We start from the raw sequence: 13771 nt of genomic DNA, 5'->3' as shown, positions 1-13771 counted from the left end.
CGGTCCTCACTCCAGCTTTTCGGCTTGGTCCAGAATTTCGGCCTGATGCTCGCCCACTGCCGGGACGTGGCCCGCCGGATCACTCATCCCAGCCATCGGCACCGGGAAGGCCATCACCTGGGCCGCGCCGGCTGAGCGCACCATCCCGCGCGCCTTGAGCTGCGGGTCCCGGGCCAGATCCTCCAGCCCGTTGACCGGGGCGAAGGGAACATCCTCGGCCTCGAAGATCTCCGCCCAATGCGCATAGGGACGCGCGGCGATCAGCGGGGTCAGGGCGGCGCGGATATCATCCGTGCGGTCGGTGCGTGCGGCGAAGTCGTCAAGCGCAGGATCGTCGAAGCCCGTCATCCCGGTGGCACGGATCAGGCGGCGGAAGAAATGCGTCTCGATCGCGCCGATGGTGATGTATTTACCGTCGGCGGTCGCGAAGATACCATAGGCGGCGCGGCGCAGGATATCGGCCTTTGTGATCTCGCGCCCGGCCTGGCGTCCGGCGTCCCACACACCGTAGCGCGGGGCGACCCAGCTGGCCAGCGCGTCGGTGATCGCCACGTCCAGATACTGGCCCCGCCCCGTGGCGTCGCGTCCGTGCAACGCAGCAAGAATGGTGATGATGGCATACATGGCTGCCGAGAGATCCCCGATCGGCACGCCCGTCGTGTATTCAGGCGGTCCGTCGGGCGCGCCCGAGATCGCCACCGCGCCCGCCATCGCCGCGTAGTTCAGATCATGCCCCGGCCAGTCGCGCGCCGGCCCGGTCTGACCATAGCCGCTGACCGAACAGTAGACGAGGCCGGGATTGAGCGCCGAAAGCGTCTCATAGTCGATGCCCAGCCGCGCGGTCACGCCCGGGCGATAACCCTCGATCACGACGTCCGCCCGTTTGGCCAGCCGCAGGAAAGCCGCGCGGTCTGTGTCATCCTTTAGGTTCAGGGCGATGCTTTTCTTGCCGCGGTTCACGGCGGCAAAGAGGCCGGGGAACATGGCGCGCGCGGCGTCGCCCGCAGGACGTTCGACCTTGATGACCTCGGCCCCCATCTCGGCCAGTTGCTGCGTTGCATAGGGCCCAGGCAGAAGCTCGGTCAGATCGAGAACGCGAAGCCCCGAAAGCGGTGCAGTGCCGGTCATTTTTGCTCTCCTGTGCTGTCTGCGCGGTCCGGGTCGGCAATCCCGGCGCATTCCGCCGAGTCGTCCTGTTCCAGGATCATGTCCCAGATCTTCTGACCCTGCGGATTTTCGAGCTCTTCCATCAGATGCGCCAGAAGCCCGGCGGATCGGCCAATCAGGGCGAAGGCCCGCGCCCAGATCGGGGCAAGCCCCATGTCCGAAACGGTGGCCCCGACCGCGCCGGCGGCGTTGATGGGCAGCAGACGTCCATATTCCTCGCGGGCGGCGGCCTCGACGGCCGCCATGAAGCGCCAGTGCCGCCCGTCGAACCCATTCTCGCCGGCGATCCGGCGCAGGACCGGCGTGCGGGGGTCGCCGTCGACATGGATCGGATGACCGAGGCCTGGCACGATCCGGCGCGCCGCGCGAAAGGCGCGCACGGCCTCTTGCGCGCGGGCGGCATAGGCTGCGTCGTCGTCGCTGTCGGACAGCTCGCCGATCTCGTCGCGGGTAAAGGCCGCGGCGTTCTGCATGGTGCCGAGAAAATGGTTCCCCGCGCCCAGCAAGCCCGCGGCCACCGCACCCTGAAGCGATTCCGGCGCGCCGAGAATGGTCATCCGCGCGGCGATGGCGCTGGGGGTAAGGCCGTGATCGGTGGCGGTGACGATGATCGCGTTGGTCATCGCGCGGGTGCGGGCATCCGGCTCTTTCCCCGTGGCGGTGAAATAGATCATGTCGACGAAATCCATCTTGCCCAGGATCTCATCGGCCAGATCGCGCCCGCGCACATAGATGCGGTCGCGGGTGGTGAAACCGATGTCCGTCTTTACCGTCATTGCCTTGCCTTTCCTTCTATCTCGGTCGGAGCGCGCAGGATCACCGCGTCAAGCACCGTCGCACCCGCCGGACCGGCGCGCACCGGATTGAGATCCATCTCCGCGATGTCGCCGCGCGCACCCAGGGCGGCCAGGATCACGAGAAGATCGGCCAGCGCGCCCAGATCGGCGCCGGGGCGGCCGCGCAGCGGACCCAGCAGTGCGCGTCCGCGGATCTCGTCGATCATCGCCAGCGCCTCGTCCCGCCCAAAGGGCGCGGCGCGGTGCGTGACGTCAGAAAGCGCCTCGACCATCACGCCGCCGAGGCCGAAGCTCACCACCGGGCCGAACACCGGATCGCGGTGCAGTCCCGCCATCACCTCGACGCCCGGCCCCTGTTCCATGCGCTCAACCAGAGCGCGCTCCAGCCTGTGCCCCTGTGCTGAAAGCGATGTCATCATCGCGCCCCAGGCCGCCGCCAGCGCCTGCTCATCCATCAGCCCGACGGCCACGGCCCCGGCTTCGGTCTTGTGCAGAAGACCGGGCACCAGCGCCTTGAGCACCACCGGAAAGCCGATCCCGCGCGCCGCCTCGCCTGCCTGTCTGGCACTGGTCACGACCCGTCCTTCGGGCACGGTCAGACCCAGGTCGGCCAGCACCGCCTTGGCGGCAGCCTCGTCAAGCTCGCCGGGCGGAAATGCGGGTAGAGCAAGCGTGGAGGTCCCCGAGGGGCTCCAGTCGCCGCGCCAGATCAGCCGCTTCAACGCCGTCACTGCCTTGCCGAGGCTGCGAAAAGGCGCCAGCCCTGCCGCGTTCAGCGTGGCATAGCCAGCGGCGCGATGCCCGCTCATCCAGACCGGCAGGAGCAGAGCCGGGCTGTCCGGCGCCAGCGCGACCATGTCGTCGGCGGACCGGTCGGTGATCGGGCCGTAGTCGGCGGGAATCGGCAGAAGCACAACATCGGTGGCCGGGTCCCGCGCCACCAGCGACAGGCAATCGCGGTTGAGCTTGTCTTGGGTGAAGACCTGGGTGGTCAGGTCCACCGGGTTATCGACCGCCGCATAAGACGGGGCCAGCGCACGCAACCCCGCGCGGGTGCCGGGGGCCAGTTCGGACAGGATCAGCCCGGCGCTGCCCACCATATCGGCGGCCAGCGCCGCTGTGCCACCCGAGAAGGAATAGACGCAGATCCCCCGCCGCGGGGCGATGCCGACGCGCTCGAACAGCGCCACCGTATCGATCAATTCGTCCAGATCCTCCACCTCGACGATGCCATGCTGGCGAAACAGTGCCGAGGTGACCGCCGCCGATCCGGCAAGCGCGGCGGTGTGCGAACGGGTGGCAGCAACGCCATAGTCCGACTTGCCCACCTTCATCGCCACCACCGGCTTGCCGGCGCGAGCAGCGGCGCGGGCAGCTGCCAGAAAGCGCGGCCCGTCGCGGAAGCCTTCGGCGAGAAGGGCGATTACCTTTATGTCGGGATCGCCCACCATGTGGTACACGACATCGGCCATGGTCAGGTCGGCTTCGTTGCCGGTAGAGCACCACAGGCCAACGCCGATACCCCGTTCGCTTGCCTGGATGAAGGCGCGGCCAAGTCCGCCGCCCTGGGTGACAAGCCCAATGCCGCCGCCCAGCGTGTCGTTCTTGAATACCGGTGAAAAGGTCAGCCCAAGGCGGCGGTTGATGTTGCTCAGCCCTGGCGAGTTCGGCCCGTAGATGCGCATCCCGCTTTGCCGGGCGATTTCAGCCATCTCGGCTTCGACGGCACGGCCCTCATCCCCGGTTTCGCCAAAGCCAGAGGTGAAGACCACCGCAAACCCCGTTCCTGCTGCCGCGCAATCGCGCAAGGCGCCCACCACCGCATCGGCTGGAAGGCACACCACCGCCACATCGACGGGGCCAGGCAAGGCCGACATTGCAGAATAGGCGCGCAAACCATGCACCCTTTCACGCCCGGGGTTGACCGGAAAGATCTGCCCATCGAAGTCGGAATGCTCGGCAAGGTTCAGCAAGGTGTCGCTGCCCACGCTACGGGGCCTTTCACTGGCGCCCAGGATCGCCACGCTGCGTGGCGACAAGAGCCGCGAAAGATCGGGAAAGTCGCGGGCGACCACCGGCTCAGCCACCTTGCGGCGCCCGCCGGACGAGCAGTTTCCAGACCCCTTCCACCACGGTTTCGCCACGCTGGTTGATGACCTCGCGCCGGAACGACAGGATGCCGCGTTCGGGTTTCGAAGTCTCGCGCTTCTCGGCTACGGTAACGCGCACGCCAATCGTGTCGCCGATGAAGGTGGGGTTGGGAAAGCTGCACTGCATGTCGAGCAACCCCAGAAGCGAGGGTTCCAGGAACGTGTTCATCAGCATCCGCGTGGTCAGCCCGGACATCACCGACACCACCAGAAGCCCGTGCGCGATACGCTGGCCAAAGGCCGAATCGGCGGCATATTCGGCATCGACGTGCAGCCGGTTGAAGTCGCCTGACAGGCAGGCGAAATTAGCCACGTCGGCCTCGGTGATGGTACGGGTGGGGCTATCGAACTGGTCGCCTTCGTTCAGGTCCTCCCAGTAGAGTTGCTGGCCCTTGAGGGCCGAAAGATCGGGCCGTGTCATTGGGTTTCCTCCTCTGGCAGCGCTAGCACTGCCTCTTTCAGTTCAGCCTTGAGAACGCGGCCGGTCAGGTTGCGCGGCACCGCCGTCATAAAGACCACGCGCCGCGGGCGCTTGTATCGGTCAAGCCGGGTTTCGGCATGGGCGATCACATCGGCCGCTGTCAGCTGCGCGCCCGGCGCGGGCACGATCACTGCGCAGATCGCCTCGGTCCAGTGCGGATCGGGCAGGCCGATGCAATGCGCCTCGGCAATCGCCGGGTGGCCGGCCAGCGCCTCCTCGATCTCGGGGGCGTAGACATTGATGCCGCCGCTCTTGATGATGTCGCGCTTGCGACCCGTGAACCAGAGCAGCCCTTCGTCGTCGATCCGGCCCAGATCGCCCACGGTCAGATAGTCGCCGCGCCGGGTTTCAGCGGTCAGCGCCTCATCCTTGTAATACCCGTCGTAGCGGCTTTCGCTGCGGGTGCAGATCTCGCCGACCTCGCCCTGCGGCACCTCGTTTCCATCGTCGTCCAGCAGTTTGAGTTCCACCCCGAAGAAGGGGCGGCCGACGCAGTTGCCCGCAAGGTTGCGGCGCAGATCCCGAGCGGTCAGGTTGGCATAGGGTCCTGCTTCGCTGGAGGCGGCATAGATCATCAGCGCATCGCCGAACTTGTCGAGCGCGGCACGCTTGAGGTCGAGATACATCTCGCCGCCGCCAGATTGCAAAGTCCCCAGCGACGACAGATCGGCGCTCGCGAACCCCTCGGCCTCGACCATCCGCTGGAGCATGGCGGGCAGCAGCATGGTGGCGGTCAGCCGCTCGTCTTCGATCAGCCGTAGCGCGGCGGCCCCGTCGAAGCGGCGCATCAGATAGACGCTGGCACCCAGATAAAGCGGCAGCAGCGTATAGGTGCAGCCGGCCGACAGGCAGATCGGCAGCGCCGACAGCGCCCGGTCGTCGGGGCGGAAACGCTGCTCGATGGCGCGTTCCTCCATGCCGAAGAGACTGCGCAGCGCGCCCTTGGGCTTGCCGGTGGTCCCCGACGTGTGCAGCATGATCGTGGTGCCGTCCTGCCCTTGCGGCGGATCGGGCGGTGTGTCTGCCAGAAGGTCCGACAGGCGCGGCAGTCCTTGCGGGGCCCCGTCGCCGATGGTGACGATGTCGTCCACCACGGTCCGGAACAGATCGGCATGATCCAGCGCCGCATCGCCCAGCAGCAGGGTTTTGCTGTCCGAGCGGGCAACCACATCGGCCATGACTTCGGGCGCGATGCGATAGTTGATCGGTGCGGGAATTGCGCCTAGCCCCGTCACCGCCACATAGGCGGCAAGGAAATCGGGATGATTTTCCGAGATCACCGCCACCTTGTCGCCCGGTCCGATGCCGCGCCGCGCCAGCACCGTCATCATCCGTTCCACCCGGTCAAGGAAATCCGTATAGGTCTGGCTCCTCCCCTCGAACACCACCGAGGGTTTCGTGGGGAACCGCCGCGCGTTCAACCTCAGGGCCTGGAGAAAGGTCATCGGCATGGCCGCCTCCTCAGGTGAAGGCCGAGATCCCGAGAACCTCGCGCCCTATGATCAATGTCTGGATTTCCGATGTGCCTTCGGGGATCAGCCCGCCGCGCGTGTCGCGGAACAACCGTTCGACGGGGTAGTCGGTCGAATAGCCCAGCCCGCCGTGCGCCTGCAGCGCCATCGAGGCCACCTCATGCGCCGCCTCGCTGGCATAGAGCTTGGCAATCGAGCATTCCTTGCGCCCAGGCAGACCCGCGTCCAGCGCTTGGGCGGCACGGTCAGTCAACGCGCGCGCCGCTTCGGTGCGGATGGTCATGTCGACGATCAGCTTCTGCACCAGCTGATAGCTTCCGATCACGTTGCCGAACTGCTTGCGCGTCTTGACGTAATCGGTGGACAGGTCCAACGACCGCTGCGCCGCGCCCACCGCGCCCGCCGCCACGTTGAGCCGGCCATAATTCAACCCCGTAAGGATCGCCTTGAGGCCCTTTCCCGCAGGACCCAACAGGTTTTCCTTTGGCACCTTTGCGTCTTGAAAGGCCAGCTGCGATGTCGCGGTGGCCTTGATGAACATCGTGCCCACCCGCGAAGCTTCGAAATCGGTCTCCTCGAGGTCCACGATGAACAGACTCAGATCGCCATCACAGCCTTCCGTGAATGTCCGTGCCACCAGGATTCCGACCCGGCCGTTGACGCCGTTCGTCGTCCACAGCTTGCCGCCATTGATCAGCCAGTGGTCGCCCTTGTCCTCGGCGCGGGTCTGCACCGAGGCAACATCAGAGCCGTGGTCGGGTTCGGTGATCCCCACCCAGACCGGCATCTGGCCAGCCATGACGGGTTTCAGCCACTTTTCCTTCTGGCGCGCATCGCCCAGGTGGTGGAACAGTGCGATCACGATGTTCACGGTGTTGAGCAGAACCCGGAGTGAAAGCCAGCGGTATCCTGCTTCCTCCATCATCATCGCCCAGGTGCGATAGCTGAGGCCGTAGCCACCGGCCTCTTCCGAGAGAAGCCCGCCAAGATAGCCGAACTGGCGTAGCTCGCCCATTATCGCCCAGGGCAGATCGCCCGTCGCCTCGCATTGCGAGATGCGCTCTTCGGTCAGCTCGCGCGCCATGAAGCCCCGGATGCTGTCTCGCAGCATCCGCGTCTCTTGATCCTCGACACAGGCGGAGGCCGGGACATGTTTAGCCATATCGCCCCCCGGTGATGTGAAGCGTCTCGCCCGAGATGTATTCCGCCGCATCCGAGGCGAGGAACACCACGCCGTTGGCGATGTCGCGTTCGTTGCCAAGGCGCTGCACGGTATTCATTGCCAGAGCGCGCGACTTTATCCGGTCGTAGTTTGGAAGCGCCTCGATCATCTCGGTGGCGATGAACCCCGGCGCGATGGCATTTACGGTGACATTGAAGCGCCCCTGTTCCATCCCCAGCGCCCGGGTGAAGCCGATGATGCCGGCCTTGGCGGCGGCATAGTTGGTCTGTCCCGGATTGCCGAGATAGGCGCGAGAGGAGATGTTGATCACCCGGCCCCACTTCTGTTCCATGAAGTACGGCACCACGGCGCGCGAGCAGGTATAGGCACCCTTCAGGATCACGCCCACAACAGCGTCCCAGTCCTGTTCGGGCATCTTGGTGATGTAGTTGTCGCGCGGAAATCCGGCATTGTTGACCAGGATGTGGACGGCGCCAAATGCTTCGATCGTGCGCGAGACGAGGGCTTCGACCTGTGCCTCGTTCGTGACATCGCAGACCACGCCGATCGCGTCGTATCCGTCGGCCTCAAGAGCGGCGCGGGTGGCTTCTGTGGTTTCGGGGTCGATATCGGTGATCACCACCTTCGCCCCCTCTTCGGCCAGCGCGCGGGCGGTCACTGCGCCGATCCCGCGACCCGATCCGGTGACGATAGCCACCTTGTCCTTTAGTCCCAGTTCCAAGTTACGCTCCTTCAGGTTGTCAGTATTCGCCCGAGAACACGGTTACGATCTCGGGAAAGAATGCGATCAGGGCCAAGACCGCGAACTCGGCCAGCACGAAAGGCAGCACCCCGACAAAGACCCGTTTAAGAGGTACGCCGGTGATCGAGCTGGCGACGAAAACGTTCATTCCGATTGGGGGGGTAATCAGCCCGATTTCGACCGTTTTGGTCACCAGGATGCCGAACCAGATCGGCGAATAGCCAAGCTCCATGACCATTGGAAAGACGATCGGCATGGTCAGGATCAGGATCGCCAGCTGATCCATCACGCAGCCCAGCAGGATGTAGATCAGGATCAGGATTAAAATCACCACGCCCGGCCCGATCTCAAGCCCTTGCACGTACGAAACCAGCGCCTGCGGTGCCATGGTCAGGGTGACAAAATAGCCGAAAATGTGCGCCCCGATAATAATGGTGAAGATCATTGCAGTCGGGCGCGTTGTACGTTCGAGCGCCCCCATGAATTCGCGCCAGCCCATACGTCTGAGCAACACGGCGGCAATCATGATCGCGCCAAAGCAGCCGACCGCGGCGGCTTCGGTCACGGTGACAGCGCCAGAATAAATCCCGGCCACGACAAAGACGAACAGCAGAACCACCGGCCAGATGTCGCGCAGTGACGCGAAGCGCTCACGCCACCCATGGCTTTGCACTGGTGGCGCCAGATCGCGGTTCAGCGTCGCCCAGACCATCGTGATCCCGGCAAAGCTGAGCGCGGTAATGAGACCCGGCAGAATGCCGGCAATGAACAGCCCGCCGATCGAGGTTTCGGTGATGATACCGTAAACCATCAGCACAACCGAAGGCGGGATCATGATCGACAACGTCCCGGCGGCCGCAACCGTGCCTACGATCATGCCGCGGTCATAGCCATATTTCTCAGCCTCGGGCGCGACGGTGCGCGCCATCGTGGCCGTCGCCGCGGTGGACGAGCCCGAAACCGCCCCGAAGCCTGCGCTGGTAAAGACCGTGGCCACGGCCAGTCCGCCGGGCAAATGGCCCACCCACCTGTTGGCGGCGCGGAACATGTCCGACGAAATCCGACTGGCCGACAGGATCTCGGCCATCAAGATGAACAAGGGAATGGCGGTCAACAGCCAAGAGGCGGTGTTGCGATACGGGGCCACCGACAGGATGCCGAGCGCCAGATTGAGCCCGCCGATCAGATACAGGCCGACGGTGCCGGCGATGCCCATCGCGAAGCCTATCGGCATCCCGACGACGAGAAGCCCCGCCAGCAATAGCGACACAGGTGCAAGAAATTCCATACTCAGCCAATCCGATCCGAAGCGCCGCGAAGGTGCTGAACGTCACCCGCCGCATTTACGAGAAGGCGCAGAACGATCAGCACGCAGCCAATCGGCGCAATCACAAGCGTGGTGACGAGAGGCGCGTCGATGTCGCCGGATGTGCGATATCCGAAGTCCCACGCCTTAAGCGCCTCGCGCGAGGCACCGTAACAGATCAGCGCAAAAAACGCGGCCGCTGCCAATCGCAAGACGACATTGAAACCGGCCCGCAGCCCTTCGGGCAGAGCATCAAACACTATCCCCACTCGCACGTGGCCATCATACATTTCCAGATAGCTCAGGCTTCCGAACACGATGATGGGCATCAGATATAGCTCTGTAGCGCCAATGACCCCTTCGATCGGGTCATTCAGGATATAGCGCGTAAAGACCTGTATGAGGATCAGCACCAGCATGACCATCATCGCAGCGCGCGACAGCCAGTTCATCCCGGTATCCACCCGGTCCATCGCTCGGCCCAGAGGACCGTGCAATCCAACTCTCGGCGACGGCACGGCGTCCTCTCGGGGATCAAGATCGTGACGGGACACGGTTGCGCGCCTTACTGCGTCTGGTGCTTTTCGATGTTCGCACGAAACATCTCCAGCACTTCGCCCGCAGGCAGTCCGCGCTCTTGCAGACCAGAGACCCAGGCATCGAACACCGGCGCTGTGGCCGATTTGACCTTTTCGCGCTGCGCTTCATCCAGAACGATGACCTCGATACCGCTGTCCCGCATCTTGTCCTCAAGCTCGGCGGCCGATCGGTCGGTTTCTTCGGCAACTCGCTGCATCGCCTCCTGCGACGCCTGTTGAATGGCCTGTTGATGCTCTGGCGACAGATCCTGCCAGACCTCCTCGCGGATCGCGTAGGGCGCCCAATACACAAAAACATCCAGACCCAGAACGGCGGTATCGATTACCTCGTCCAGCTTGTAGGAATAGATGCTGGTGGTGGGAAAGATCGTGCCGTCGACGGTGCCGGTGCGGATGGCCTGATAGGTTTCCGGGCTGGGAATATCAACCGGCGCGCCCCCTAGGGCCTTGACCGACTCCGCCATGTTCCCGGCAATGGTTTTCAGTTTCAGCCCTTTGATGTCATCAATGCCGCTAACATCCTGGTCGCGGGTGAACAGGTTGTAGGTCGAGGTCATTACACCCCAGACTGGGCGCATCCCGTTGGCCAGGAAGTCGTTTTGCAGGATCGGATCCGACGTCACCGTTTCAAAAAAAGCGGGCGTCCCGACAACGCTCTGCGAGAAAAGGCCAGGAAGCGTGTGCACGCCCGCCAGCGGCATCGTGCCCCCGTTATAGGCCGGCGGAACATAGCCGATGTCCACCACGCCTGTCTGCACCATCGAGAACATATCGCGCAGCGAACCCAACTGACCGGCACCGAAATACTGAAACTTGACCTCGCCATCGGTCAGCTCGGTTACGCGGTCCATCCAGTAGGTGGTGCCGGTCTCGACGATGTAGTGGCCGGGCGGAAAGGTATCTGCAACCTTGAGTGTCACTTCGGCCGCCGCAATTTGCGGCATCGTTCCGACCGCGATCACCAGCGCCGCCCCTGCGGCAAACCGATCGAGTTTTGTGTTTCTTGTCATGGCAGTCTTCCTCCCTGTGGCGTTGTCGATCAGCGCACCATGGTGCGGTGAACCGGTCAATGTTTATGGGTGGCCGGGAGCGCAACTGTCGCGAGATCACACATATATGCGAATACGCGAACTGAATCCGCGGCGACGCAACAGAGAAGATCGAACGCCAATCGTGGGTGGGAATCTCCAGCGCTTTCACGGCCGAAAGAAAGGATTCCGTGGCCTGCCGATCAACAGTAAGCGGCGGCTGCGCCCCACGTTGTAGATGAGCTCCGGCACTGCGAGGTGATATCCATCTCATGATGGGGAGTGTGTTTCGCAATGTGCGCGACAAATTCGTTTCTCAGATCTCTGGGCGTCGAGATCTACGGGTCAGGTCATCGGCGCTGGCCGGACGACGTGAAGGCTCGCGCTGTGGCAGAGACTTTGGAGCCGGGAGCGACCGTGAATGCGATTGCCGAGCGATATGACATCCGCCCAAACCAGCTCTCGGCTTGGCGGCGTCTGGCAAAGCAGGGCCAGCTGGTTCTTCCTCCGGCGGAACTCGGAGAGCCGGTCTTCGCGCCTCTGGTCATTTGCGATCCGACTGAGACGCCCGAGCTTTCCGACGCGAAGCCCCAGCAGGTGATCCGGATCGTCAAGGGAACAACCCGGATCGAGCTGTCTTCTGACACGTCGGCAGGTCAGATCGCCGCGATCGTGCGCACTCTGGAAGCGCCTGCATGCTGATGCCGTCTCAAGGGGTCCGCATCCTGGTGGCGACGAAGCCGGTAGACTTCCGCAAGGGGCATGATGGACTGGCAGCCTTGGTGCAGTCGACCTTGACCGAAGATCCGTTCACCGGGACGGTCTTTATCTTTCGGGCGAAGCGCGCAGACCGGATGAAGATCCTGTTCTGGGACGGCAGCGGTCTCGTCATGGCCTACAAACGGCTGGAGGAGAGCACCTTCACCTGGCCCGCGATCCGGGATGGTGCGATGACCCTGAATCGCGCCCAGTTCGAGGCGCTGTTCGCCGGGCTGGACTGGCGGCGGGTGCGGTCTCTGGAGACGCGCGCCCCCGCTGTGGCAGAGTGACTCAGGGCGGGGAAAGCCGGTCTGACGAACGCAGGAGCGGGGTATGATCCCCCCATGTCCAGCGCCCTATCCCTCGACCTGTCGGCCATTCCGGAAGACCAGCGTGACGCTGTTCTGGCCGTCCTGCGCGAGCGTGATGCACTCAGGGAAGCCAACAAGCGCCTCGAGCACCTCGTCGCCGAACTGAACCAGGTCGTGCATGGCAAAAGGTCCGAGAAACTGAGTGAGGACGAGCGGCAGCTGGCCTTCGAAGATCTGGAAACTGCCGTCGTCGAGGCAGAGGCCCAGCAGGATGAAGACGCCACGGCCTCGTCCGGTCCGCGGCGATCCAAGGTCGCCCGCCGCAATCGGGGCAATCTGCCTGAGAGCCTCCCCCGGATCGAGCAGATGATCGAGCCGGCCAGCCTGGAGTGTCCCTGCGGCTGCGGCACGATGCACCGGATCGGCGAGGACCGCAGCGAGCGGCTGGACATCGTGCCGGCCCAGCTCCGCGTCATCGTGACGGTTCGACCCAAGTATGCCTGCCGTGCCTACGCCGAAGGGGTCACCCAGGCGCCAGCCCCTGCCTTCCTGATCGAGGGCGGGCTGCCGACCGAGGGCGCCATTGCGTATGTGCTCGTCGCCAAGTTCGCCGACCATTTGCCTCTCTATCGCCAGAGCCAGATCCTCGCGCGTTCCGGGATCGACCTTCGGCGCAGCACGCCCGCCGATTGGGTCGGCACCGCGGCCTTCCACCTTGCCCCGGTGGTCGACCGGCTCGCCGAGCACCTGAAGGGCTCGGGCAAACTCTTCATGGACGAAACGACGGCGCCGGTTCTGGAGCCCGGGCGAGGCAGGACGAAGACTGGCTTCCTCTGGGCGCTGGCCCGAGATGATCGGGGCTGGGGCGGCGATGACCCGCCCGGCGTGGTCTTCACTTACCGCCCGAGCCGCGCCGGCGTGAACGCGGAGCAGATCCTGCAGGGCTTCGACGGCATCCTGCAGCTGGACGGCTATCCCGGCTACGATCGGCTGACGCGCCCCTCGCGCAAGGGCGGCGCGCCGATCACGGTTGCGCACTGCTGGGCACATGCCCGCCGGAAGCTGAAGGAAGTCTTCGACCGTGATGGATCGGAGATCGCCGCCGAGGGGCTGCGCCGGATCGCCGAGTTCTACCGGATCGAAACCGAGATCCGCGGCATGGGACCGGGACAGCGCCTGTCGGCGAGACAGACACGCACCGCGCCGCTGGTGGCCCAGTTCGGCGAATGGTTGCAGAGCCAGCGCCGCCGGATCTCCGCCAAGTCCCGCCTCGGAGAGAAACTCGCCTATATCCACCGGCAGTGGGACGGGCTACAGACCTTCCTGCAGGACGGACGCGTCGAGATCGACTCCAATGCCGTGGAGAATCTCATCAGGCCGATCGCCCTGACGCGGAAGAACGCACTCTTCGCCGGCCACGACGAAGGTGGTCGGACCTGGGGCCGCATCGCCTCGCTCATCGCCACAGCAAAGATCAACGAAATCGTACCCTTTGTCTATCTCAAGGCGACGCTCGAGGCGATCGCGGCAGGGCATCCCGCGAACCGGATCGACGAGTTGCTACCCTGGAACTTCAAGCCGTCGAGCTGAACTCCGGTGGGGCGTAGACGCCGCTTACGATCAACACGATGATGGTCGGCCTCTTTCGCGGCGCCTCTCTTCAAGCCGGTATTCTTGGGGCGGGCCGAAACCGTGGTCGCACTGCTCTGGGCAGCGCATCCTACACCGCCCGGCCTTCGGGGATGCCGGTGCTAACGACGCCCCGCCGGTCAGGCT

Annotated in this window: 13 protein-coding genes; 3 read left to right on the top strand and 10 right to left on the bottom strand. The window is 64.5% G+C overall.

The window, feature by feature from the left end:
* Nucleotides 1–6: 6 nt before the first annotated feature.
* The 10 genes from BOO69_RS21645 to BOO69_RS21600 all read right to left on the bottom strand — a co-directional run bounded on the left by BOO69_RS21645 (nucleotide 7) and on the right by BOO69_RS21600 (nucleotide 10907).
* Nucleotides 7–1128 carry a CaiB/BaiF CoA transferase family protein gene (locus tag BOO69_RS21645; protein WP_027264373.1) on the bottom strand — a complete coding sequence of 374 codons (1122 nt, stop codon included), beginning with the start codon at nucleotides 1126–1128 and terminating at the stop codon, nucleotides 7–9.
* Nucleotides 1125–1943, bottom strand: coding sequence for a citryl-CoA lyase (locus BOO69_RS21640; protein WP_036051583.1), 819 nt, complete (start codon nucleotides 1941–1943; stop codon nucleotides 1125–1127). The genes BOO69_RS21645 and BOO69_RS21640 overlap by 4 nt, the downstream gene beginning before the upstream one ends.
* Nucleotides 1940–4051, bottom strand: a complete 2112-nt coding sequence (locus BOO69_RS21635; protein WP_198952314.1) for an acetate--CoA ligase family protein — start codon at nucleotides 4049–4051, stop codon at nucleotides 1940–1942. Before BOO69_RS21635 ends, BOO69_RS21640 begins: the two co-directional genes overlap by 4 nt.
* Nucleotides 4044–4535 carry a MaoC family dehydratase gene (locus BOO69_RS21630; protein WP_027264371.1) on the bottom strand — a complete coding sequence of 164 codons (492 nt, stop codon included), beginning with the start codon at nucleotides 4533–4535 and terminating at the stop codon, nucleotides 4044–4046. The genes BOO69_RS21635 and BOO69_RS21630 overlap by 8 nt, the downstream gene beginning before the upstream one ends.
* Complete coding sequence (locus BOO69_RS21625) at nucleotides 4532–6046, bottom strand: class I adenylate-forming enzyme family protein (RefSeq protein ID WP_027264370.1); 1515 nt, start codon at nucleotides 6044–6046, stop codon at nucleotides 4532–4534. Before BOO69_RS21625 ends, BOO69_RS21630 begins: the two co-directional genes overlap by 4 nt.
* A gap of 10 nt (nucleotides 6047–6056) precedes the next feature.
* Nucleotides 6057–7229 (bottom strand): acyl-CoA dehydrogenase family protein, encoded by a 1173-nt coding sequence (locus BOO69_RS21620; protein ID WP_048534161.1) that lies wholly within the window; start codon nucleotides 7227–7229, stop codon nucleotides 6057–6059.
* Nucleotides 7222–7971 carry an SDR family NAD(P)-dependent oxidoreductase gene (locus BOO69_RS21615; protein WP_027264368.1) on the bottom strand — a complete coding sequence of 250 codons (750 nt, stop codon included), beginning with the start codon at nucleotides 7969–7971 and terminating at the stop codon, nucleotides 7222–7224. The genes BOO69_RS21620 and BOO69_RS21615 overlap by 8 nt, the downstream gene beginning before the upstream one ends.
* A gap of 19 nt (nucleotides 7972–7990) precedes the next feature.
* Nucleotides 7991–9280, bottom strand: a complete 1290-nt coding sequence (locus tag BOO69_RS21610; protein WP_027264367.1) for a TRAP transporter large permease — start codon at nucleotides 9278–9280, stop codon at nucleotides 7991–7993.
* A gap of 2 nt (nucleotides 9281–9282) precedes the next feature.
* Complete coding sequence (locus BOO69_RS21605; RefSeq protein WP_027264366.1) at nucleotides 9283–9771, bottom strand: TRAP transporter small permease; 489 nt, start codon at nucleotides 9769–9771, stop codon at nucleotides 9283–9285.
* Between the two features lie 92 nt (nucleotides 9772–9863).
* On the bottom strand, nucleotides 9864–10907 hold the full coding sequence (locus BOO69_RS21600; RefSeq protein ID WP_027264365.1) for a TRAP transporter substrate-binding protein: 1044 nt from the start codon (nucleotides 10905–10907) through the stop codon (nucleotides 9864–9866).
* Nucleotides 10908–11219: 312 nt separating this feature from the next.
* On the opposite strand from BOO69_RS21600, the gene tnpA reads away from it, so the two are divergent.
* Genes tnpA through tnpC form a run of 3 tightly spaced genes read left to right on the top strand, consistent with a single transcriptional unit; the run spans nucleotide 11220 to nucleotide 13585 of the window.
* Nucleotides 11220–11627 carry an IS66-like element accessory protein TnpA gene (gene tnpA, locus BOO69_RS21595; protein ID WP_027264364.1) on the top strand — a complete coding sequence of 136 codons (408 nt, stop codon included), beginning with the start codon at nucleotides 11220–11222 and terminating at the stop codon, nucleotides 11625–11627.
* Nucleotides 11621–11974, top strand: coding sequence for an IS66 family insertion sequence element accessory protein TnpB (tnpB, locus tag BOO69_RS21590; RefSeq protein WP_027264363.1), 354 nt, complete (start codon nucleotides 11621–11623; stop codon nucleotides 11972–11974). Before tnpA ends, tnpB begins: the two co-directional genes overlap by 7 nt.
* Nucleotides 11975–12028: 54 nt before the next feature.
* A complete protein-coding gene (tnpC, locus tag BOO69_RS21585) occupies nucleotides 12029–13585 on the top strand; it encodes an IS66 family transposase (protein ID WP_027264362.1) in 1557 nt (518 codons plus the stop codon).
* Nucleotides 13586–13771 lie beyond the last annotated feature (186 nt).

The sequence above is a fragment of the Sulfitobacter alexandrii genome, assembly GCF_001886735.1.
GTDB lineage: Bacteria > Pseudomonadota > Alphaproteobacteria > Rhodobacterales > Rhodobacteraceae > Sulfitobacter > Sulfitobacter alexandrii.
Note: the sequence above shows the minus strand (reverse complement) of the source record. Positions and strands in the feature narration are given on the sequence as shown.